General features: G+C 74.4%; 20 protein-coding genes. 14 read left to right on the top strand and 6 right to left on the bottom strand.

Features of this window, described 5'->3' with window-relative positions; translation table 11 throughout:
* Position 1 precedes the first annotated feature (1 nt).
* From BLV02_RS11675 to BLV02_RS11700, 6 genes are read left to right on the top strand one after another with little or no spacing between them, the layout of a single operon-like run.
* Positions 2-1,525: a right-handed parallel beta-helix repeat-containing protein gene (locus BLV02_RS11675; protein ID WP_069112694.1), complete on the top strand. Its 1,524-nt coding sequence runs from the start codon at positions 2-4 to the stop codon at positions 1,523-1,525.
* On the top strand, positions 1,518-3,485 hold the full coding sequence (locus BLV02_RS11680; protein WP_069112693.1) for an acetylxylan esterase: 1,968 nt from the start codon (positions 1,518-1,520) through the stop codon (positions 3,483-3,485). The genes BLV02_RS11675 and BLV02_RS11680 overlap by 8 nt, the downstream gene beginning before the upstream one ends.
* Positions 3,482-4,801 (top strand): Gfo/Idh/MocA family protein, encoded by a 1,320-nt coding sequence (locus BLV02_RS11685; RefSeq protein ID WP_069112692.1) that lies wholly within the window; start codon positions 3,482-3,484, stop codon positions 4,799-4,801. The genes BLV02_RS11680 and BLV02_RS11685 overlap by 4 nt, the downstream gene beginning before the upstream one ends.
* Positions 4,798-5,679, top strand: coding sequence for an NAD-dependent epimerase/dehydratase family protein (locus tag BLV02_RS11690; RefSeq protein ID WP_069112691.1), 882 nt, complete (start codon positions 4,798-4,800; stop codon positions 5,677-5,679). Before BLV02_RS11685 ends, BLV02_RS11690 begins: the two co-directional genes overlap by 4 nt.
* A complete protein-coding gene (locus BLV02_RS11695) occupies positions 5,676-6,575 on the top strand; it encodes a 5-dehydro-4-deoxyglucarate dehydratase (RefSeq protein WP_069112690.1) in 900 nt (299 codons plus the stop codon). Before BLV02_RS11690 ends, BLV02_RS11695 begins: the two co-directional genes overlap by 4 nt.
* The gene (locus tag BLV02_RS11700) at positions 6,562-7,644 is read left to right on the top strand and encodes a mandelate racemase/muconate lactonizing enzyme family protein (protein WP_069112689.1); all 1,083 of its coding nucleotides are present in this window, start codon (positions 6,562-6,564) and stop codon (positions 7,642-7,644) included. Before BLV02_RS11695 ends, BLV02_RS11700 begins: the two co-directional genes overlap by 14 nt.
* Here the strand turns inward: BLV02_RS11700 and BLV02_RS11705 are convergent.
* The 4 genes from BLV02_RS11705 to BLV02_RS11720 are packed head-to-tail and all read right to left on the bottom strand — an operon-like array spanning position 7,619 to position 11,803.
* Complete coding sequence (locus tag BLV02_RS11705) at positions 7,619-8,986, bottom strand: dihydroorotase (RefSeq protein WP_069112688.1); 1,368 nt, start codon at positions 8,984-8,986, stop codon at positions 7,619-7,621. The genes BLV02_RS11700 and BLV02_RS11705 overlap by 26 nt on opposite strands.
* A 14-nt stretch (positions 8,987-9,000) precedes the next feature.
* Positions 9,001-10,095, bottom strand: coding sequence for a mandelate racemase/muconate lactonizing enzyme family protein (locus BLV02_RS11710; RefSeq protein WP_069112687.1), 1,095 nt, complete (start codon positions 10,093-10,095; stop codon positions 9,001-9,003).
* A gap of 30 nt (positions 10,096-10,125) precedes the next feature.
* Positions 10,126-10,764 carry an SRPBCC family protein gene (locus BLV02_RS11715; protein WP_069112686.1) on the bottom strand — a complete coding sequence of 213 codons (639 nt, stop codon included), beginning with the start codon at positions 10,762-10,764 and terminating at the stop codon, positions 10,126-10,128.
* 28 nt (positions 10,765-10,792) lie between these two features.
* Complete coding sequence (locus BLV02_RS11720) at positions 10,793-11,803, bottom strand: MBL fold metallo-hydrolase (RefSeq protein ID WP_216094335.1); 1,011 nt, start codon at positions 11,801-11,803, stop codon at positions 10,793-10,795.
* 65 nt (positions 11,804-11,868) lie between these two features.
* On the opposite strand from BLV02_RS11720, the gene BLV02_RS11725 reads away from it, so the two are divergent.
* From BLV02_RS11725 to BLV02_RS11760, 8 genes are all read left to right on the top strand, one after another.
* Complete coding sequence (locus BLV02_RS11725) at positions 11,869-12,855, top strand: asparaginase (protein WP_069112684.1); 987 nt, start codon at positions 11,869-11,871, stop codon at positions 12,853-12,855.
* 61 nt (positions 12,856-12,916) lie between these two features.
* Entirely contained in the window at positions 12,917-13,414 is a 498-nt protein-coding gene (locus BLV02_RS11730; RefSeq protein WP_069112683.1) for a (2Fe-2S)-binding protein, read from the top strand.
* Positions 13,411-14,277, top strand: coding sequence for an FAD binding domain-containing protein (locus tag BLV02_RS11735; RefSeq protein WP_069112682.1), 867 nt, complete (start codon positions 13,411-13,413; stop codon positions 14,275-14,277). The genes BLV02_RS11730 and BLV02_RS11735 overlap by 4 nt, the downstream gene beginning before the upstream one ends.
* Positions 14,274-16,535: a xanthine dehydrogenase family protein molybdopterin-binding subunit gene (locus BLV02_RS11740; RefSeq protein ID WP_069112681.1), complete on the top strand. Its 2,262-nt coding sequence runs from the start codon at positions 14,274-14,276 to the stop codon at positions 16,533-16,535. Before BLV02_RS11735 ends, BLV02_RS11740 begins: the two co-directional genes overlap by 4 nt.
* A 53-nt stretch (positions 16,536-16,588) precedes the next feature.
* On the top strand, positions 16,589-17,203 hold the full coding sequence (locus BLV02_RS11745; protein WP_069112680.1) for a PadR family transcriptional regulator: 615 nt from the start codon (positions 16,589-16,591) through the stop codon (positions 17,201-17,203).
* Between the two features lie 77 nt (positions 17,204-17,280).
* Positions 17,281-18,282 (top strand): RNA polymerase subunit sigma-70, encoded by a 1,002-nt coding sequence (locus BLV02_RS11750; protein WP_069112679.1) that lies wholly within the window; start codon positions 17,281-17,283, stop codon positions 18,280-18,282.
* The gene (locus tag BLV02_RS11755) at positions 18,279-18,662 is read left to right on the top strand and encodes a DUF6069 family protein (RefSeq protein ID WP_069112678.1); all 384 of its coding nucleotides are present in this window, start codon (positions 18,279-18,281) and stop codon (positions 18,660-18,662) included. Before BLV02_RS11750 ends, BLV02_RS11755 begins: the two co-directional genes overlap by 4 nt.
* 396 nt (positions 18,663-19,058) lie before the next feature.
* A complete protein-coding gene (locus BLV02_RS11760) occupies positions 19,059-20,072 on the top strand; it encodes an IS481 family transposase (protein WP_083412375.1) in 1,014 nt (337 codons plus the stop codon).
* On the opposite strand, the gene BLV02_RS11765 is transcribed toward BLV02_RS11760, so the two are convergent.
* Both BLV02_RS11765 and BLV02_RS11770 read right to left on the bottom strand, forming a co-directional pair.
* Entirely contained in the window at positions 20,069-20,869 is an 801-nt protein-coding gene (locus tag BLV02_RS11765) for a M48 family metalloprotease (RefSeq protein ID WP_069115180.1), read from the bottom strand. The two genes, BLV02_RS11760 and BLV02_RS11765, sit on opposite strands and share 4 nt — an antisense overlap.
* Before the next feature lie 10 nt (positions 20,870-20,879).
* The gene (locus BLV02_RS11770; RefSeq protein ID WP_069115223.1) at positions 20,880-21,266 is read right to left on the bottom strand and encodes a BlaI/MecI/CopY family transcriptional regulator; all 387 of its coding nucleotides are present in this window, start codon (positions 21,264-21,266) and stop codon (positions 20,880-20,882) included.
* Positions 21,267-21,347 lie beyond the last annotated feature (81 nt).

Consider the following 21,347-nt stretch of genomic DNA (forward strand, 5'->3'; position numbering starts at 1 on the left):
CATGGCCGACCCCCGCCGGCTCCGCCGCCGCACCGTCCTCGCCGGAGGCGCCGCCTTGGCCGTCGCGACCCAGCTGCCCCAGGCCGCAGCCGCGGCCGCCTACCCGACGTTCGACCTCAAGGCCGACTTCGGCGCCGCCGGCAACGGCAGCACCAACGACACCACCGCCTTCCAGCAGGCCGCGGCCGCGATCCAGGCGGCCGGCGGCGGCACCTTGACCATCCCGGCCGGCGTCTACGTCGTGGGCCGGCAGACGCACACCAGCGGCGTCACGCCGTACTGGGTCATGCAGCCGATCTTCGCCCTCAGCGGGGTGCGGTTCCTGCACGTCAAGGGCGTCGCCGGCACCGTCATCCGGCTCGCGGCCGGGCTGCGGTACGGCTCGTTCGACCCGGCCACCGGCGCGCCACTGGCCGGCATCACCACGAACCCGGCCTACGGCGTCGAGGCCGGGCGGATGATCGAGGTGCTCGACGGCACCGACCTCACCATCGAGAACCTCGAGCTCGACGGCAACAACGACCAGCTCGTCCTCGGCGGCGAGTTCGGCGACACCGGCCGGCAGCTCAAGGCCACCGGCATCCGGCTGCTGGGCTGCTCGAACGTGCGCATCACCGACGTCCACGCGCACCACCACGGCCTCGACGGCGTCACCGTCGGGCAGCCGGGCCACACCGCCGCCGACCCGGCGACGCCGCACACCATCACCCGGCTGCGCTCGGAGTACAACGGCCGCCAGGGCCTGTCGTGGACCGGCGGGCGCGGGCTCACCTGCACCGACAGCTCCTTCAACCACACCGGACGGGCCGCCGTGCAGTCCGCGCCGTCGGCCGGCCTGGACATCGAGGCCGAGAACAGCGTGTGCCGCGACGGCCTGTTCACCGGCTGCGAGTTCGTGAACAACGCCGGCGAGGGGCTCAACGTGACCCACGGCGACGGCGGCTACACCCGGTTCGAGGGCTGCACGTTCTGGGGCACGACGGAGCGCAGCGTGCTGGTCACCAAGCCCGGCGTGGTCTTCAAGTGGTCGAACGTGTACGGAGCGTGCACCGTCGGCTACGGATCGGCCGACGCCGCGCTGGCCACGGTGTGGGCCGACTGCCACTTCGAGGACCGCCCGTGGACCAACGGGCAGGTGTTCCGCAACGGGTACCTGGTCACGGACCACGAGAACGACGGGCACAACGCCCGCTTCGCCGACTGCACGTTCGTGGCCCGCGAGGTGCGCAGCATCTGGGCCTCCGTCCTCACCGCGCAGAAGCACTTCGTCCGGTGCACGTTCGACCACCGCCACGCGACCCTCGCCGACGGCAGCTACCAGAGCCACCCCTGGGGCAGCCGGCTGGTGGCCTGCACGTTCACCGAGGCGATGGGCACCACGTCCAGACGGTGGTACCTCCACCTCAACGACATCGTGGTCGAGAACGACACCGACGGCACGCCGACGACGGTGACCGGGCCGGCCGTCCGGTGGGGCAACCCGGCCGGCCCGGTCGGCCCGATCGCCGAGGGCACCTATGGCTGACGCCGACGGCGCGGCGCCGGGGTTCCGCGACTTCCTCGACGGGATGTACGACCCGTCGCTGCAGGTGCAGCAGAACGTCCACCGGCGGACCAGCGAGTGGCTCGCGGCCGGCCGGCGCGCCAACGACCTGCTGCGGACCCCCGACGACGTGCGCCGGCGGCAGGAGGAGCTGCGCAAGCTCGCCCTCGACGCCCTGGGCGGGGACCTGCCGGACGACCGGCCGGTCCCCGCGGCCCGGCCGGCCGGCACGCTCACGGCGGACGGGTACGCGATCGAGAAGCTGGTGCTCGACGCCGGCGACGGCGTTCTGATCCCGGCGAACCTGTACCGGCCGGACGACGCGACGCCCGGGCGGCCGGCCGGCGCGGTGCTGTTCCTCTGCGGGCACGCCGACTCCGGCAAGGCCGCGCCGCGCTACCAGGCCATGTGCGCCCGGCTGGCCCGGGCCGGCCTGGTGGTGCTCACGTTCGACTCGATCGGGCAGGGCGAGCGCAAGAGCTACCTCGACGCGGACGGGAAGGAGCTCATCGCGGCGAACGTGCCCGAGCACGTCCACGCCGGCGTGCAGTGCTGGTGGGCGGGCGACACCATCGCGCGGTACTTCGTCAGCGACGCCCGGCGCGCCCTGGACTACCTGGCCGCCCGCCCCGAGGTCGACCCGGACCGCATCGGGGTGGCCGGCAACAGTGGCGGCGGCACGCAGACCACCTGGCTCATGCTGGTCGAGCCGCGCATCGCCGCCGCGGCGCCGAGCTGCTTCATCACCGGCCGCGAGGAGTACCAGCGCTCCGGCCAGGCACAGGACCCGGAGCAGATCATCCCGGGCGGCGCGCTGGCGGGCATCGACCACGAGGACCTCCTCGTCGCCATGGCGCCCCGGCCGACGCTGGTGCTCTCGGCGAACTCCGACTTCTTCTGCGTCGAGGGCGCGATCCGCACGGTGCAGCGGGCCCGGCGGGTCTTCGACCTGACCGGCGGCTCGCTGACGCACGTGCGCGCCGACGGGGAGCACGGCCTCGGCCGGGAGCTCGCGGGGGAGGCGGTCGAGTTCTTCGCCCGGCAGCTGGGCGCGACGTCGCTGGCGCCGGACGAGCGGGCGCTCGCCGAACCGGCGCTGCACACGGCCGCGCAGCTCCAGTGCACCCGGACCGGCCAGATCTCCACCGACCACCCGGCCGCGCGCCAGGTCTTCGAGCTCAACCGGGACCGGCTGGCCGCGGCGCCGGCCGGCGCGGGCGACGCCGGTGGCGTGCCCTGGCTGCACGACCAGGTGTGGTCGGGCCGCGACCCGGGGCCGGAGTTCTACCCGCGCTGGTGGACCGACCCCGAGTCCGGCGCGCGCAAGGCGTTCTGGTGGTCCGAGCGTGACGTCGTCAACGCCGCGATCGTCCTGGAGCCGACCGGCCCGGGTGCGGCGGGGACGGACGTCCTCGTGCTCGACCGCGGCACCGAGGACCTCTCCGCCCACCTCGACGCCTGCACGCGCGCCAGGGCCGCCGGCCGGCGGGTCGTCGTGCTGGACGTCCGCGGCACCGGCGCCCTCGCGGTGCACCGGTTCAACGAGTTCGGCCTGGAACAGAACTACGGCACGATGTACAAGATCGTCGCCGACCTCGTCTGCCTGTCCGACAGCCTCGGCGCGGCCCGCACCTACGACGTCCTGCGCGCCGTCGCGTTCGTCCGGAGCTGGCCCGGCGCCGACGGACCCGTCCGCCTCGTCGGCGCCGGGCAGGGCGCGTTCCTCGCGGTCCTGGCCGGAGCCCTGGACCCCGGCATCGCCGAGGTCGTCTGCCTGACCCCGCCGCTGGATCCGGTGCGGATCGTCAACACCCGCTTCTACGGGCCGGAGCGCGACAACCAGTGCGTCGTCCCCGGCCTGGCCCGGCACTGCCCGCCGGAGCAGCTCGCGGCGGCCCTGCACGGCCGGTACAGCCACCTCTGGGAGATGGAGCAGCAGTGAACACGACAGTCGGCCGCCGGCGCTACGCCGTCGTCGGCACCGGGAACCGCGCCCAGCTGTACGTGGACGCGCTGCTGACCACGCACGCCGACGTGGGCACACCCGTCGCGTGGTGCGACGTCAACGCGGTCCGGATGTCGTACTACGACGACCGCTACCGCGCGGTGCACGGCGACCAGCCGGCCCCGCGCCGCTACGGTCCCGACGACTTCGCCGCGCTGCTGGCCGAGGTGCGCCCGGACGGCGTCATCGTCACCTCGCCGGACTGGACGCACCACCGCTACGTCGTCGCGGCCCTGGAACACGGCTGCGACGTCGTGGTCGAGAAGCCGCTCACCACCAGCGCCGGCCACGCCCGCGCCATCGCGCGCGCGGCGGAGGCGAGCGCCGCCCGTGCGGTGCTGACCTTCAACTACCGCTACTCGCCGCGGAACACAGAGGTGCGGCGGCTGATCGCCTCCGGCGCCGTCGGCGACGTCACGTCGGTGCACTTCGAGTGGCTGCTCGACACCGCGCACGGAGCGGACTACTTCCGGCGCTGGCATCGCGAGAAGGCCAAGTCCGGCGGGCTGCTGGTGCACAAGGCGACGCACCACTTCGACCTCGCCAACTGGTGGCTCGACGACGTGCCGGCGACGGTGTTCGCGCTCGGCGGGCTGCGGTTCTACGGCGCCCGGCGGGCCGAGGAACGCGGGCTCGGCCCGCGCCCGGCGCGCAGCCGCGACGACCCCGGCCGCGCCGACGACCCGTTCGCGCTCGACCTGGGCGCCGACGACACGTTGCGGCGGCTGTACCTGGAGGCCGAGGGCGACGACGGCTACCTGCGCGACCAGGACGTGTTCGGCGAGGGCATCACCATCGAGGACAACCTCAGCGTGCTGGTCGGCTACGAGCGCGGCGCCAGCATGACGTACTCCCTGAACGCACACGCGCCGTGGGAGGGCTACCGGGTCGCCGTCAACGGCACGGCCGGCCGGCTCGAGCTCGAGGTCGTCGAGACGGCGCACCAGGCCGCCGGGCCGGGCGCCGACGCCGTCCGGGCCGAGGGCGACCGGATCGTGCTGCAGCGGCACTGGGAGCGGGCGGTCGAGGTGCCGGTGCCGCCGGGCGCGCACGGGCCGCACGGGCACGGGGGCGGCGACGCGCTGCTCCTCGACGACCTGTTCCGCGGGCCGGGCGACGACCCGCTGCGCCGGCCCGCGGGTCTCGACGACGGGTTCCGCAGCATCGCCGTCGGGCTGGCCGCCAACGAGTCGCTGGCGACCGGGCGCCCGGTCCGGGTGGCGAGCCTCGGCCTCCCGCTGGGCCCGCGATGAAGGTGCTCGTGACCGGCGGGTCCGGGCGGCTGGGCACGGCGGTGGTCGACGGGCTGCTGGCCTCCGGCCACGAGGTGGTGAGCGTCGACCGGCGCGCGCCCGACCGGCATCGTGGGCAGTGGTTCGCCGCCGACCTCACCGTCGCCGACGAGGCGCGCTGGGCGCTGGCCCAGGTGCGGCCCGACGCCGTCGTGCACCTGGCCGCGATCGCGGTGCCGTTCAGCCGGCCGGAGCCGGAGATCCTGCGGGTGAACGCGGCGCTGGCCCACCACGTCTGCGCGGCCGCCCTCGACGCCGGGGTGCGCGGCGTCGTCGTCGCGAGCAGCCCGACGGTGGTCGGCTACGGCGCCCCGGCCGGCTGGGTCCCGTCGTACCTGCCGATCGACGAGGCGCATCCGGTCCGGCCGTGGCACGCGTACGGCCTGTCGAAGCTGGTCGCCGAGCAGGTCGTGCGGATGTTCACCGCCCAGGCCGGTGACCGGATGCGGCTGAGCGCCGTCCGGCCGTGCTACGTGATCGGCGCGGACGAGTGGGCCGGCGCGCCGACCCAGCAGGGGCACACCGTCCGCGAGCGGCTGGACGACCCGGCGCTGGCGGCGGGGTCGCTGTTCAACTACGTCGACGCCCGGGACGCCGCGGACCTCGTCGCCCTGCTGCTGTCGGCGGCGGACGATCTCCCCAACGGCGAGACGTTCTTCGCCGGCGCGGCGGACGCGCTGGCGCGCGAGCCGCTGGCCGAGCTGCTGCCGCGGTTCCACCCCGGCACGGCCGGTGCGGCGGCCGCGCTGGTGGGTGACGCACCCGCCTTCAGCACGGCCCAGGCCGAGCGGCTGCTCGGCTGGAAACCCCGGCGGACCTGGCGAACGGAGCTGCGGTGACCCTCGACGGTGTGTTGTTCTTCCCGGTGACGCCGTTCGGCCCGGCCGGGGCGGTCGACCCGCGGGTGCTGGCCGCGCACGTGGAGGACGGGCTGGCGCACGGGCCGGGCGCGGTCTTCGCTGCGTGCGGGACCGGCGAGTTCCACGCGCTCGACGCCGCCGAGCACGAGCTGGTCGTGACGACCGCGGTCCGGGCCGCCGCGGGCGCGGTGCCGGTGTTCGGCGGCACCGGCGGCGCGCTGCCCCATGCGGTGGCGTGTGCCCGGGGTGCTGAGCGGGCCGGCGCCGACGGGCTGCTGGTGCTGCCGCCGTACCTGGTCAGCGGGCCGGACGACGGCCTGGTCGCCTATGTCGAGGCGGTGGCGGCGGCGAGCGGCCTGCCGCTGGTGCTCTACCAGCGCGGCGGCGCGCGGTTCACCCCGTCGGCCGTGGCCCGGCTCGCGCGGCTGCCTGCGGTCGTCGGCTTCAAGGACGGGCTCGGCGACCTCGACCTGATGCAGCGGATCGTGCTCGCGGTCCGGTCCGAGGTGGGCGAGGAGTTCCAGTTCTTCAACGGCATGCCCACGGCGGAGCAGACCCAGGCCGCCTACCGGGGGATCGGGGTGCCGCTGTACTCGTCGGCGGCGTTCTGCTTCGCCCCCAGGGTGTCCGGGGCGTTCCATCGCGCGGTGGCCACCGGTGACGAGGCCGGCCGCACCCGGCTGCTCGCGGAGTTCTTCCAGCCACTGGTGGAGCTGCGCGACCAGGTCCCCGGCTACGCCGTCTCGCTGGTCAAGGCGGCGGTGCGGCTGCGCGGTCCGGAGGTCGGCGGGGTGCGCCCGCCGCTGGCCGACCCGTCCCCGGCGCACCTGCGGCGACTGCGGGAGCTGATCGAGGTGGCCGATGGGCTCGTCTGACGTGGTGGCCGCGGTCTCGACCCGCCTGCTGCGGCTGCCGCTGCCCCGGCCGTGGGGCCCGGACGTGCCGTGCGTGCACGTCGTCGTCGTGGACGTCACCACCGAGGACGGCGCGACCGGCACCGGGTTCTCCTGGACGCCCACCATCGGCGCCACCGCCGTGCGGGCGCTGCTCGACGACGAGTGCACGCGGTTCGTCGTCGGCGGCCCGGCCGATCCCGAGGTCGTCTGGGACCCGCTGTGGCGGCACCTGCACGAGGCCGGCGGCGGCGGCGTCACCACCATCGCCATGGCCGGCATCGACCTCGCGCTGTGGGACCTGCGCGGCCGCCGCTGCGGCGCCGGGCTGACGGACCTGCTCGGCCGGCGCCGCGACTCCGCCGAGGTCTACGGCAGCGGCGTGAACCTGCACTACGGCCTGGACGAGCTGGTCGAGCAGGCCGGCCGGTGGGTCGCGGCCGGGCACGACGCCGTCAAGATCAAGGTCGGCCGGCCGAGCCTGGACGAGGACGTCGAACGCGTCGCCGCCGTCCGCGACGTCATCGGGCCCGGCCGCCGCCTCATGGTCGACGCGAACCAGCGGTGGGACCTCCCCACCGCGCGCCGCGCCATCGGCGCCCTCGCCCGGTTCGACCTCGCCTGGGTCGAGGAGCCGCTCCTCGCCGACGCCACCTGGGCGTACCGGCAGCTGCGCGCCGCCGTCGACGTCCCGGTCGCCCTGGGCGAGAACGTCCACACGCTGCACCGTTTCCGCGACCTCCTCGACGCCGGCGCCTGCGACATCGTGCAGCCCAACGTCGTCCGCGTCGGGGGAGTGACGCCGTTCCTGCGCATCGCCGCGCTCGCCCGGGCCTACGGCGTCGCGCTGGCGCCGCACCTGCTGCCCGAGCTCTCCGGCCAGCTCGCGCTGAGCCTGCCCGAGCCGGTGCTGGTCGAGGACGTCGAGGACGCGTCGTTCGCCGCCCTCGGCTGCCTGGCCGCACCCAGCGGCGTCACGATCACCGGCGGCCGCCTCACCGCCAGCACCCGACCCGGCCTCGGCCTCAGCTTCCGCCACGCCCGCCGGTGATCTCGCCCGGGCCCGGGACGAACCGGCCGGTGCGGTCGTCGGCCGGCACACCGTCCTGGGCGACGAGCCGTCCGCGCAGGTAGGTGCGGACCACCCGGCCGGTGACCCGGCGGCCGTCGTACGGCGTCCAGCCGGCCTTGGACAGCACGCACTCGTCGCGCAGCCGCCACTCGACGTCCGGGTCGACCAGCGCGAGGTCGGCGTCGAAGCCCGGTGCGACGGCGCCCTTGCGCGGCCAGAGCCCGTAGATCCGGGCCGGCACCTCGGCGTAGAGCCGGGCGACGTCCTCGTAGGCGAGGTGCTGCCGGGCGACGGCGTCCAGCAGCGCCGGCATGGTGGTGTCGAGACCCGGCAGGCCGAAGTGGACGTCCCACATGCTCCCGGTCTTCTGCTCCCGGGTCGCCGGCGCGTGGTCGGACGACACGTGGGTCAGCACGCCATCGCGCAGGAGCCGCCACATCGCGGCCTCGTCGGCGTCGCCGCGGGCCCGGGCCGGCGGCGTGAACTTGCGGAACGTCTCGTGCTCGACGACCTCGTGCTCGCGGAGCAGCAGGTACTGCGGGCAGGTCTCCGCCCAGATGCGCCCGCCGCGGCGGCGCTCGCCGGCCAGGTACTCGGCCACCTCCGGGTGGCTGACGTGCGCGACGGTGAGCCGCGCGCCGCTGCGCCGTGCCAGCAGGGCGGTCACGGCGGCGGCCACCACCTCGGCGTCGCGGTCGCGCCACTCGGGCAGCAGGCCGCCGTCGTCGCGCCCGTCGGCGCGCAGCAGCGCTTCCGCGTCCTCGGTCAGCGACTCGTCCTCGCAGTGGACGAGGCTCACCGCGCCGGCGTCGGCGGTCGCGCGCAGGTGCCCGCGCAGCGCCGCCGCACCGTGGCCGGGGATGCCGTGGGTGGTGCAGGTGAACACCTTGAAGAAGGCGACCCCGGCACGCCACAGGCCGGCGACGCTGCCGGCCTCGCCCGGCCACGCGTGCGCGGCCAGCGCGTAGTCGACGTTGGACCGGCCGGTGAGGTAGGAGACCTTCGTGTCCAGGTCGGCCACGGTGCGCACCGGGGCGCCGTGGGAGTGCTCGACGATCGTGGTGGTGCCGGCGGCCGCGGCGGCGCGGGTGCCGGTGGGGAAGTCCTCGCGCTCGATGTCGCCGGGGTCCATGAGGTGCACGTGGCTGTCGACGCCGCCGGGCAGCACGAGCAGGCCGCCGGCGTCGACCACCTTCGCGGCGGCGGCGTCCAGCCGGCCGACGGCGACGATGCGGCCGTCGCGGACGGCGACGTCGGCGCGCCGCCGTCCGGAGGAGGTGATGACGATGCCGCCGGAGATCAGCAGGTCGACGGTGGGCACGGGCGGGTCCCCGTTCAGAGCCGGTACTCGGCGACGGCGGACGCCGACAGCCGCAGGCCGAAGCCGGGCTCGTCGCCCAGCGCGATGCAGCCGTCGACCACCTGCACGGGCGTCTCCAGGATGGGCTGCCACCAGGGCTGGTACTCCTGCCACACCGCGTTGGGCGCCGCGCCCGCCAGGTGCGCGGAGTGCTCCATGAACAGGTGCGGCGTCACCCGCAGCCCGAACACCTCGCACATCCGGGCCGCCTTCATCCACTCCGTCACCCCGCCCATGCGCATGAGGTCGGGCATGACGTAGTCCGCCGCCCGTCGCCGGGCGAGGGCGAGCAGCTCGTCGGCGTAGTAGTTCGACTCGCCGGTGCACAGCGGCATCTCGATGGCCGGCGCCGCGGCCGCGTAGTCGTCGACGTGGCCGTGCGGCATCGGCTCCTCCAGCCAGAAGAGGTCGAACTCGGCCAGGTCGCGGGCCATGCGGAGGGTCTGCTTGAGGTCCCACGCCTGGTTGGCGTCGACCATCAGCGCGACGTCGGGACCGATGGCCTCGCGCACCGCCCGCACCCGGGCGACGTCCTCAGCCGGGTCCGGCAGGCCGGCGCGCATCTTGACCGCCCGGAACCCCTGGCCGACCAGCGACTGCGCCTCGGCGGCGAGGTCGTCGCGGCCGCGGTCGAGCCACAGCCCCTGGCTGGCGTACGTCTCGACCCGGTCGCGGAACCCGCCGAGCAGCCGGTGCACCGGGAGGCCCGCGGCCTGGCCGGTGATGTCCCAGCAGGCGGTGTCGATGGTGGAGATCGCCGCCGCGGCGAGGCCACGCCGGCCGGCGAACTCCACCGCCTTGGACAGCCGCGCCCACAGCGCCTCGGTGGCCACCGCGTCGGCGCCGACGGCCAGCTCGCCGAGATCGTCGATGAGCCGGACCAGGCTGGCGACGCGCCCGCGCCCGAAGGCGAAGCTCCAGGCGACGCCCTCGTGGCCGTCGGCGGTGCGCACCTGTACCAGTGCGGTGTCGATGGCCGGGATCGGGAACGCCGCCGTGACCAGCGGCCGCTCCAGCGGGATGGAGAGGAAGGTGGTGGTCACGTCGGTGATCGTGGTGCCGCTCGCCACAGTGGGCTCCTTACGGGACGTCGGGTGGGGTCAGGAGCGCCGGAACAGCCGGCGCACGAAGCGGGCCAGGGCCGCGCCCAGGCGGCGCAGCACCGACCGGCCGGCGATCCCGAGCACGTCGATGGCCTCGGGCACCGTGTCGTCGAGCACCGGCGCGGGCACCCGGGTGGCCGCGCGCACGGGCGCCGGGTCATCGGCGGGCTGCTGGCCGGGCGACGCCGGCGGGGTCGCCGCCAGCTGCCGCGCCAGCGCCGTCGCGAATTGCCCGATGATGGCGTTCGCGACGTCGCTCATGACGCCGCGCCCGAGCTGGGCCGGCCGCCCGGTGATGTCGAGCTCGGTGAGCAGGTCGACGCGCGCCGCGCCCGCGTCGTCGGTCAGGTGCATGGTGACGGTCGCGGCGGCCGTGCCGTTGCCGTGCGCGTCCTTGCCCCGGGCGGCGATGACGGCGGTGTACGACTCGTCGTCGGCGGACTCGATGCGGGCCCGCCCCTTGTACGACAGGCTCACCGGACCGACCTTCGCCTTGACCCGGCCGGAGAACTCGTCGCCGTCGACGGAGTCGAGCGTGGCGCCGGGCATGCACGGCGCCACCCGTTCCACGTCGAGCAGCACTCTCCAGGCCTCGTCCACCGGAACCGGGACGGTGAACGTGTTCTCGATCTCCATGACCGCTCCTTCGTTCCCGGCCGCCCGGTCAGGCGGCCCACGCGGCGGCCGACGTCAGCCACCGGTACGCCAGCAGGACGTTGAGCTCGTGGTTCGACCGGACCAGCGCGTCGAAGCGGCCGGCCTCGTCAGGGCCGGCCGACGGCACGACCTCGGACAGCTGCAGCGGGTCGTCCAGCGTGTACTCGGCCAGCATCTTCTCGACGGTCTCGCCGGCCTCGCTGCGCCGCGAGACCTCGGTGGCGAGGCGGTCCAGGTAGCTGAGGTGCCAGCTGATGCCGTCGGCGGCCGCGGTCAGCGGGCCGTGGCCGGGGACGAGCGTGTCGGCGCGCAGCGTCGCCTTCAGCGACCGGATGGACCGCCCGTAGCCGACGGGGTCGCCGGCCAGCAGCATGGGCGGGATGCCGGCGTGGCGCAGGAAGTTGCCGACCCAGGCGACGCCGGCGTCGGGGACGTGGACGATGGTGTCGCCCGAGCCGTTGCCGGGCCCGAAGTGCCACAGATGAACGACGCGCCCGCCGAGGTCGATCTCGCAGAACCGGTCGAACACCAGGTCGGGTGCGCGCCAGCTCACCACCTCGTCGAGGTGAGGGTCGCCGTAGAGGCTGCTGAGGCGCAGCTGCTTCTCCTCCTCCAGCCCCATCGTGGTCATGGCGGCCTTGTTGAGCCGCGACGACACGATCGTGACGTCGTCGCCGAACGACGCGTTCCCGAAGCTGTGGTCGCCGTGGTACGTGGTGTTGACCAGGTACCGGATCGGCTTGTCGGTGTGCTTGCCGACCACGTCCTGCAGGTAGCGGCCGACGCCGGGGGTGATGCCGGCGTCGATCACCAGGGCGGCGTCGCGGCCGACCACGAGCCCGTTGTTGTCCTTGGGCACGCGGTTCGCCATGAGGGCGTAGACGCCGTCGGCGAGCTCATGGGGGATCAGTTCGAGTCCGCGCGGGCTGAGGTTCGGCGGGACGAAGCCCGCCTGTCGCTCGCTGGTCTCGTGGATGACGGGCAACGGCCAGCAGACCACGGTCCGGTCCCTTCTCATGGGAAGTATGTATTAAGATACGTAAACGCTAACGTCAGTTGATTCCTATCGTCAAGGAGGGGCGCATGACTCGGACGGTGCACGTGCTCTCGCTCGGCGGCACGATCGCGATGACGACCAGGGCGGACGGGCGCGGCGTCGAGCCCGCCCTGGACGCGGCGGCGCTCGTGGCGGGCGTGCCGGAACTGGCGGAGGTGGCGACGATCGACGCCGAGGAGTTCCGGCGGCTGCCCGGTGCGCAGTTGCGGCTCACCGACCTCATCGCGCTCGCCGGGCGGGTGCGCGAGCTGGTCGCGGCCGGCGGCGACGGCGTCGTCGTGACCCAGGGCACCGACACCATCGAGGAGACGGCGTTCGCGCTCGATCTGCTGAGCGACACCGACCGGCCGGTCGTCGTCACCGGCGCCCTGCGCGGCCCCGGTCAGCCCGGCGCGGACGGGCCGGCCAACCTGCTCGCCGCCGTCCGGGTGGCGGCCGGTGACGAGGCGCGCGGGCTGGGCGTCGTCGTCGCCATGAACGACGAGATCCACGCGGCCCGGTTCGTCCGCAAGCTGCACACGTCGCGGCCGTCGGCGTTCGCGTCGCCGAGCGCCGGGCCCCTCGGCTGGCTCGCGGAGGACCGGGTGCGAATACCGCTGCGGCCGGCCGCCCGGGTCGTCATCGGCGCGCCGCTGGGCACCCAGCCGCCGCCGGTCGCACTCGTGACCATCGCGCTCGGCGACGACGGGCGGGTCCTGCGGGAACTGGCCGACCTCGGGTTCGGCGGCGTCGTGCTGGCCGGGTTCGGCGCCGGCCATGTGCCCGGCCAGCTGGTCGAGGACGTCACCCGGCTGGCCCGGCGCATCCCGGTGGTGCTGGCCTCGCGCTGCGGCGCCGGCGAGGGGTTCCGCGCGACGTACGGGTTCCCGGGGTCCGAGCGCGACCTGCTGTCCCGCGGGCTGCTCACCGCCGGCGCGCTCGACCCGTTCAAGGCCCGGATCCTGCTGTCGCTCGCGCTGGGGGCCGGGTGGCGCACCCAGCGGATCGCCGTGGCCTTCGACCAGATCGCCTGAGCGGGCGTTGACGGCTGCTTATGACGATACGTATGGTGATACATAAGTGAGAGGAGCGGCGATGACCTGGATCGGGGAGGACGACAGCGCTGCCGTCGACGTCGTCGTCAACGGCCGGCCGGCGACCCTGCGGGTGCCGGCCAGGCGCACGCTCGCCGACGCGCTGCGCGACGACGGCCGCACCGGCACGCACCTGGGCTGCGAGCACGGCGTCTGCGGCGCCTGCACGGTGCTGCTGGACGGCCGGCCGGTCCGGTCCTGCCTGACGCTGGCCGTGCAGGCCGAGGGCGCCGACGTCGAGACCGTCGAAGGGCTGGCCGACGGGCCTGAGCTGCACGTGCTGCAGCGGGCCTTCCACGAGCACGGCGCCCTGCAGTGCGGGTTCTGCACGCCCGGCTTCCTCATGCTCGCGCTGGGCCTGTTGCGCGCGGAGCCAGGCGCGTCGCCCGAGCGCGTCCGCGAGGTCCTGACGTCCAACCTGTGCCGCTGCACCGGCGGCGCGCCCATCGTGCGGGCGGTCCTCGCCGCGCAGCGCGAGCTGGCCGGGGACGTGGCGTGAAGCCGCCGCCGTTCGCCTACGCCCGCGCCGAGTCGCTCGAGCACGCGCTGGCGCTGCTGGACGAGGCCGGCGAGGACGCCAAGGTGCTGGCCGGCGGGCAGAGCCTCGTCCCGCTGCTGGCCTACCGCCTCGCCCGGCCGACCCATCTGGTCGACATCGGCCGCCTGCCCGGACTGGACACCCTGCGCGCCGACGACACCGGGCTCGTCGTCGGCGCGCTGGTCCGTCACCACGAGCTGGAGCGGTCGGCCGTCCTGAGCGGTCCGTGGCAGGTCCTGCGCGAGGCCGCCGCGCTCATCGGGCACCATCCCATCCGCATCCGCGGCACGCTCGGCGGCAGCCTGGCGCACGCCGACCCCGCGGCCGAGCTGCCGGTGGCCGCCACCGCCCTGGACGCGTCGGTCACGGTGCGCTCCAGCGGCGGCGAACGGGCGATTCCGGCCGCGGAGTTCTTCGCCGGCCCGTTCATGACCGTGCTGGAGCCGGAGGAGATCGTCGTCGACCTCCGGTGCCCGGCCCCGCCGGCGGGCCTGCGCAGCGCGTTCGCCGAGTTCAGCCCGCGGGCGGGCGACTTCGCGTTCGTCTCCGTCGCCGTGGCCGTCGCGCTGGACGACGGCGGCCGGGTCACGCACGCACGCGTCGTCCTGGGCTGTGTCGCCGCACGTCCGCTGCGCGCGGGCGAGGCCGAGGACGCACTGCTGGGCTCGGCCCTGACCGAGCAGGACATCGACGCCGCCGCCCGCGCGGCGGCCGCGGGCTGCGACCCCGCCGACGGCCCGCACGCGAGCGCGACGTTCCGGCGCGAGCTGGTCGCCGTCCTGGTGGGGCGGACCCTGCGACGGCTGAGGGAGGACCACCCATGACCCGAGTCCGCGGACTCGTCGGCGCCGACGTCGAACGGCTCGCCGACCTCCCGCTGCTCACCGGCGCGGCGCGGTACGTCGCCGACGTGTGTCGCGACGGCGAGGTGCACGCCAGGATCGTGCGCAGCCAGGTGGCCCACGCACGGATCGCCGGCATCGACACCGCCGACGCCGCGGCCATGCCCGGCGTGCTGGCGGTCATCACCGCCGACGACCTCCCCGACGTGCGCATCCCTATCCGGCTGCCGCTCGCCGACACGCCCCGGGCCAGACGGGTGCTCCAGCCGCCGCTGGCCCGGGGCGTCGTCCGGTACGTGGGCGAGCCGATCGCCGTCGTCGTCGCCACCGACCCCTACCTGGCCGAGGACGCCGCCGAGCTGGTCGACGTCGACCTCGACGAGCTCGACGTCGTCGCGGACCTCGCCAGCGCGGCGGACCTCGGCGCGCCGGTGCTCCACCCCGGCCTCGGCGACAACGTCGTCAGCAGCTACCCGCTGCGCCACGGCGACGTCGACGCGGCGTTCGCCCGGGCCGACGTCGTCGTCCGCGAGCGGCTGCGGATGCACCGGCACACCGCCGTCCCGATGGAGACGCGCGGCGCCATCGCCGAGATCGACCCCGTCACCGGCCGGCTCACGCTCTGGGGCGGCGCGAAGGTGAAGCACGCCGTGCGCGCGGCGCTCGGCGAGATGCTGGCGATCGACCCGGCGGACATCAGGATCGTCGAGGTGAGCGTCGGCGGTGGCTTCGGTGTGCGCGGCGAGGCCTACCCGGAGGACTACCTCGTGGCGTTCCTGGCGCTGCGGCTGGGGCGTCCGGTCAAGTGGATCGAGGACCGCACCGAGCACTTCGTGGCCACCAACCACGCCCGCGAGCAGGAGCACGAGCTCGAGATCGCCGCGACGGCCGACGGCCGGCTGCTCGCCTTCCGCGACCGCGCCTGGTGCGACCAGGGCGCCTACGCGAGGTCGCAGGGCACGCTGCCGGAGCTGCTGCCGGCGCTGCACCTGCCGGGCCCGTACCGGTGGGAGGCGTTCGCGCTGGAGACCACGGGCGTTCTCACCAACCGCACGCCGGTCGGCACCTACCGCGGGCCGGGCATGACGGAGGCGGCGTTCGTCCGCGAGCGGCTGCTGGACGTCCTGGCGGGGCGGCTGGGGCTCGACCCGGCCGAGCTGCGCCGGCGCAACCTCATCCGCGACGACGACCTGCCGTTCACCTGGTCGCTCGACGCCGGATCGGCGCCGGTCCCGCCGATCAGCTACCTGAGCGGCGCGTTCGGGTCGTCCTTCGAGACCCTGCTCGCGCGGGCCGGCTACGACGAGCTCCGCCGCGAGGCGGCGGCCAGGTCCGGCGACGGCGTCAGCGCGGGCGTCGGCGTCGCCACCTACGTCGAGGTGGGCGCCATGGGCCCGTTCGAGGACGCGCGCATCGTGCCCGCCGCGGACGGGAGCTTCGTCGTCCACGTCGGGGTCGCGTCGCTGGGCCAGGGCGTCGAGACGGTGCTGGCGCAGGTCGCGGGCGACGAGCTCGGCGTGCCGATGGACCGCCTGCGCGTCGACCACCACGACACCGACGCCGTCCCCATGGGGTTCGGGGCGTTCGCCAGCCGGTCCACCCCCGTGGCCGGCAACGCGGTGCTGCTGGCCGCCCGCGACCTGCGCGCCAAGGCCGCGAAGCTGCTGGGGGCCGAGCCCGGCGACGTGGAGTTCCGCGACGGGCGCGCGCACGCCCCCGGGGGCGCGTCGTGCCCGCTCCAGGAGGTGGGCGAGGGCCGGGCGCGCTTCGACAAGCCGCATCCGACGTTCTCGTTCGGCGCCGCGCTCAGCGTGGTGGAGGTCGAGCGCGATACCGGGCGGGTGCGCGTCGTGCGCCACGTCGTCGCCCACGACGTCGGCCGCGCGGTGAACCCGGCCCTGGTCCGCGGCCAGCTGGCGGGCGCGGCGAGCCAGGGCATCGGCGCCGCGCTGCTGGAGGAGCTCAGCTACGACGAGCGGGCCCAGCCGATGGCGACGACGCTCGGCGACTACCGCCTCCCGTCGGCCGGTGAGCTGCCCGACGTCGAGGTGATCGTCCTCGAGCACCCCGCACCGGGCAACCCGCTGGGCGCCAAGGGCGCGGGGGAGTCCGGCATGGTCGGGACGCCGGCCGCCGTGGCCAACGCGGTCGCCGACGCGCTGGGCGCGGCCGGCGCCCGGGTGACCACCTTGCCGCTCACCGCCGACCGCGTCCGCGCGCTGCTGCGCGAGGCCACATGAGTCGTTCGGTACTGTTGCGGATATTCATCGGTTTGCTGATGTAGGGACACCCCATGTCGCTGCGCCACGCGCTGCTCGCCACCCTCACCGCCCAGCCCATGACCGGGTACGAGCTGATCAAGTACTTCGACGGCAGCATCGCCTACGTCTGGAGCGCGCCGCACAGCCAGATCTACCCTGAGCTGCGGCGCATGGAGCGCGACGGCCTGATCGACGCCGACGTCGTGCCGCGTGGCGACCGCGCGCAGAAGCGGGTCTACTCGATCAACGACGCCGGTAGGGCCGAGCTGCGGCGGTGGTCCGGCGAGCTCATCCCGTACCAGTCCGAGCGCGACGCCTACCGGCTCAAGGCCGCCCACTTCGAGCAGTCCAGCTACGACGCGGCGCGGCGCCAGCTGCACGAGCACATCGGCCACTACGCGCGGGCCCTGCAGGGCTGGCAGCACATGCTCGACGACCTCGACGCCCGCCGCGTCTCGCTGCTGCGCGAGCGGCTCAGCCGGCGGCCCGAGGCCGAGCACGAGGCGATCGTCGCGTTCCGCAAGTTCGCCTTCGAGGGCGAGGTGGCGAAGGCGCAGATGGAGATCGACTGGGCGCGCAAGGGGCTGGCCCTGCTGGACGACCTCGAACAGCGCGGCGTCCCCCTGGCCGGCGACGACAACCCCTAGGTCTGCCGCGGGTGATGAGTTGTCGCGCCCGCAGCCGTCACATGTACGAAGGGTCGACGTGACGGAAGGATGGCGCGATGAGTGTGGATGCGTGGCTGGCGGAACTGGGCGTCGGCGGCCTGGGCGAGGCCGGCGAGGCGGAGTTCTCGGGGCTGGCGCAGCGGCACCGGCGGGAGCTGCACGTGCACTGCTACCGGATGCTCGGGTCGTTCGAGGACGCCGAGGACACCGTGCAGGAGACGTTCCTCCGTGCGTGGCGGCGGCGCGAGACGTTCGAGGGGCGGTCGACGCTGCGGGCGTGGCTGTACCGCATCGCCACCAACGCCTGCCTGGACCTGCTCGCCAAGCGCCGCCCCGAGCCCGCGACCGGCGGCGAGGTGCTGTGGCTGCAGCCCTACCCGGACCGGCTGCTGGACGAGCTGCCCGCGGGTGACGCGGACGAGCCCGAGGCCGTCGCCGTGGCGCGGGAGACGATCGAGCTGGCGTACCTGGTCGCGGTCCAGCACCTCGCGCCTCGACCGCGGGCCGTGCTGATCCTGCGCGACGTGCTCGGCTGGCCGGCGAAAGACGTCGCGGAGCTGCTCGGCGACTCCGTCAACTCCGTGAACAGCGCGCTGCAGCGGGCCCGCGCCGGCATGCGCGAGCACCTGCCCGCCGAGCGGCAGGACTGGACCGGCGACGAGGACGACGCCGGGACGCGCGAGCTGGTGCGCCGCTACACCGACGCCAGTGTCGCCACGGACGTCGACGCGCTGGCCGCGCTGCTGCGCGACGACGTCCGCTGCTCGATGCCGCCCACGCCGGGCCTGCACATCGGCCGCGACGCCGTGGTGACCAACTGGGTCGACGACGGCTTCGAGCGCATGGAGGGCCTGCGCGCCGTCTCCACCGCCGTGAACCGCCAGCCCGCCGTCGCCTTCTACCAGTGGCGCGAGGACGCCGGCGCGTACCTCCCCCTGACGATCGACGTCCTGCGCGCCACCGGCGGGGCGATCACCGAGATCGTCACGTTCCACGCCGACCGGTTCCCGCGGCTCGGGCTGCCGGAGCGCCTGGCCGCGGACGGAGGGACGGCATGAGCGGGCTCGCCGGCACCGGCGCCCTCGCCGCGCTCACGGCGGTGACCGCCACCACCCTCGCCGGTGCGCTGGCCCGGGCCGCCGGCGTCGACTTCGAGGTCTCCGGCGGCGACACGATCCCGGTGGCCGGGCTCGCCGTGGTGACCGGCGTCTTCTCGGTCGTCGGCGTCGTCATCGCCGCCGCGCTGCTGCGGTGGAGCGCCCGCCCCGCGCGGCGGTTCGTGTGGACGGCGGTGACGCTGACCGCGATCTCGCTGGTGCCGCCGCTGCTCTTCGGGGCGAACGCCGCCACCACCGTCACCCTCGTCGGGCTGCACCTCCTCGCCGCGGCGGTGATGATCCCCGCCCTGACGCGGAGCCTGCGCGTCAGGGCCGCCTAGATGAATGAGTCCGAATGGGTTCTTCCCTTCGCTCGGCCGGCCTCGCACGCGACGTTGTGAGATCGCTGCGTGATTGATGTGAGCACGGTGTCGCGTCCACGACCATGACCCCGCGTCGTTTCGGCAGCGATCTGACATCGATCGAACCGGCTCTGATGTGGGGTGCAGCGCGCCTTGAATAGGGGTGTACTGGCCGGTGAGGGTGAGCGGTGTGGCTCACCGGACCGGCCGGACGCCGGCCACAGCCACGTACCCGTCCGGCGAACCCATTCGGACTCACTCATCTAGGTGTTCTGACCACGGACGTTAGGTACGGCGGGTCGGCTGGACCATGACGAAGACCTCCGGGTGAGGTGTGGAGCAACCACGCACCCACGTCTCACCACGGAGGTCTTCGTGTCCCACGCTAACGCCACCCTCGCTCCAGCCGGACGACTACGTCTGGCTCGGCTCGTCGTCGACAAGCGCTGGTCGTATGCCCGAGCGGCCGAACGGTTCTCAGTCAGCATCACCACTGCGCGTCGCTGGGCCGACCGCTACCGCGAACTCGGCGAGCCCGGCATGGTCGACCGGTCCTCGCGTCCGCGACGCAGCCCGAACCAGCTGCCCAAGCGCATCGAGCACCGGGTCGTGAAGCTGCGGGTGACTCGACGTTGGGGCCCGGCCCGGATCGCCTACCACCTGGGCCTGAACCCCTCGACTGTCCACCAGGTGCTGGTCCGGTACCGATGCCCGCGGTTGAAGTGGACCGATCCGGCCACCGGCACCCGGATCAAGACCTCCTCGCGCGACAAGAACCGCTACGAGCACGCCACGCCCGGCGACCTGATCCACGTCGACATCAAGAAGCTCGGCCGGATCCCCGACGGCGGCGGCTGGCGGATGTTCGGACGTGGCTCAGAACAAGCCCGACGGGCGAACGCGGCAGCCGATCACGCGGCCCGCGCCGGCGCATCACCCTCACGCGGCTACGTCTACCTCCACCACGCCGTGGACGACCACTCCCGGCTGGCCTACTCCGAGATCCTCACCGACGAACGCAAGGAGACCGCGGCGGCCTTCTGGACGCGCGCCAACGCTCACTTCGCAGCGCACAGCATCACGGTCAAGGCCGTGCTCACCGACAACGGCTCCTGCTACCGGTCACGACTGTGGGCCAAGACCCTTGGCAAGAAGATCAAACACCGACGCACCCGCCCGTACCGTCCCCAGACCAACGGCAAGGTCGAGCGGTTCAACCGGACCCTGCTCGAGGAATGGGCCTACGCCTGCGCCTACCGCTCAGAGGCCGACCGCGCAGCGGCCTACCCGACCTGGCTGCACCACTACAATCACCACCGCGGCCACACCAGCCTCAACGGCAAGTCACCCATCGACCGCGTGCCCAACCTCCCCGGTCAGAACATCTAGGCGATGGCGGTCAGGGCGCGCGGCCGGGGCGGCCGGTTCAGGAGCCGCTCGGCCCGGAGCCGCATGGACTCGTCGCCGGTGCGGCCGGCCATGGTCCGCAGGGCGCCGGCCGTGGCGACGGCGCCGTGGGCGCGGGCCGCGGCGTCGTCGGCGGCCAGTTCGAGCAGGAGCGCGGTCGAGCGCCGCATCGCCTGCGCGGCCGACACGCCGGGGAGGCAGGCGGCGTTGACGTTGGCCAGGCGCAGCACGGTCGCGTGCCGGCCGCGGAGGTGGGCGAGCTCGTGCTCGACGGCCGTGAGCAGTTCCGCCCGGGTGAGCGCCTCGGCGGCGGCCGACGAGACGAGGACGCGGGCCGGCCGGCCGGGGACGGCGCAGACGAACGCCTCGTGCGAGCGCACGTAGCTGACCTGGACGCCGTGCCGGTGCTCGACGTCGTAGGTCAGGGCCTGGGCGAGGCCGGTGAGGCTGTGCTGTGTCGCGTGCTCGTCGTGGAGCATCGGCTCGGTGCGGTCGGCGACCAGCGCGATGACCGCGCCGAGCCCCGCCAGGGCGAGATGGGCGAAGAGGACGAGCACCGTCGGGTCGGACCAGGGCGCGTCCGTCGCGTGCCGGTGCGACGCGAGCACGACCGCGACGACCAGGCTCGCCGCGCTGGCCAGCAGGCCGGTGCCGAAGAAGGCGTACCAGGCGGCCAGCGCGCAGCGGGGATGGCCGATCGACCAGCGGCCGCGGATGACGGCCGGAGCGGTCAGCACGGTGAGCAGCGCGTAGCCGAGGAGCGCGAGGACGATCGACACGGAGCGGGCCTCAGTCCGAACGCCGCCGCGCGCGGCGCGGGGTGAGGGCGTCGCGGAGCAGGTCGACGTCGCGGGCGTCGAGGTTGCCGGCGAACTTCAGCAACGCCGCGGAACGATCGGTGGAGGTGGCCAGCTGGCTCAGCATGACGCGGCTGGTGTGCTCGGACTCCGAATGCGCCGCGGTGAAGCGGAACCCGCGGCTGCCCTCGCCCGCGCGGACGACGTCGCCCTTGGCGCGCAGCCGCTCGAGCGTGGTGAGGATGGTGGTGTAGGCCGGCACCGGCTCGGCGAAGACCTCCTGGATCTCCTTGGCGGTGAGCGCGACGTCGTTGCTCCAGAGCACGCGCAGGACGTCGAGTTCGAGTTCGCCGCTGGCGCGGCGCCGCTGACCGGCCATGCTGGCCACTCTACTGCTGGTAGAGATCCTGCCGGTAGGAGGGGGGCGGTGCACATAGCGGGCGCCGATTTCTCTATTTCA

The organism is Jiangella alba (assembly GCF_900106035.1).
GTDB classification, from domain to species: domain Bacteria; phylum Actinomycetota; class Actinomycetes; order Jiangellales; family Jiangellaceae; genus Jiangella; species Jiangella alba.

Excerpts from the sequence above, each read along its gene's own strand:
- BLV02_RS11750 (WP_069112679.1), top strand. The coding sequence starts at position 17,281 with ATGAGTGTGGATGCGTGGCTGGCGGAACTGGGCGTCGGCGGCCTGGGC.
- BLV02_RS11730 (WP_069112683.1), top strand. The coding sequence starts at position 12,917 with ATGACCTGGATCGGGGAGGACGACAGCGCTGCCGTCGACGTCGTCGTC.
- BLV02_RS11740 (WP_069112681.1), top strand. The coding sequence starts at position 14,274 with ATGACCCGAGTCCGCGGACTCGTCGGCGCCGACGTCGAACGGCTCGCC.
- BLV02_RS11755 (WP_069112678.1), top strand. The coding sequence starts at position 18,279 with ATGAGCGGGCTCGCCGGCACCGGCGCCCTCGCCGCGCTCACGGCGGTG.
- BLV02_RS11675 (WP_069112694.1), top strand. The coding sequence starts at position 2 with ATGGCCGACCCCCGCCGGCTCCGCCGCCGCACCGTCCTCGCCGGAGGC.
- BLV02_RS11770 (WP_069115223.1), bottom strand. The coding sequence starts at position 21,266 with ATGGCCGGTCAGCGGCGCCGCGCCAGCGGCGAACTCGAACTCGACGTC.
- BLV02_RS11700 (WP_069112689.1), top strand. The coding sequence starts at position 6,562 with ATGGGCTCGTCTGACGTGGTGGCCGCGGTCTCGACCCGCCTGCTGCGG.
- BLV02_RS11745 (WP_069112680.1), top strand. The coding sequence starts at position 16,589 with ATGTCGCTGCGCCACGCGCTGCTCGCCACCCTCACCGCCCAGCCCATG.
- BLV02_RS11725 (WP_069112684.1), top strand. The coding sequence starts at position 11,869 with ATGACTCGGACGGTGCACGTGCTCTCGCTCGGCGGCACGATCGCGATG.
- BLV02_RS11720 (WP_216094335.1), bottom strand. The coding sequence starts at position 11,803 with ATGAGAAGGGACCGGACCGTGGTCTGCTGGCCGTTGCCCGTCATCCAC.
- BLV02_RS11690 (WP_069112691.1), top strand. The coding sequence starts at position 4,798 with ATGAAGGTGCTCGTGACCGGCGGGTCCGGGCGGCTGGGCACGGCGGTG.
- BLV02_RS11680 (WP_069112693.1), top strand. The coding sequence starts at position 1,518 with ATGGCTGACGCCGACGGCGCGGCGCCGGGGTTCCGCGACTTCCTCGAC.
- BLV02_RS11715 (WP_069112686.1), bottom strand. The coding sequence starts at position 10,764 with ATGGAGATCGAGAACACGTTCACCGTCCCGGTTCCGGTGGACGAGGCC.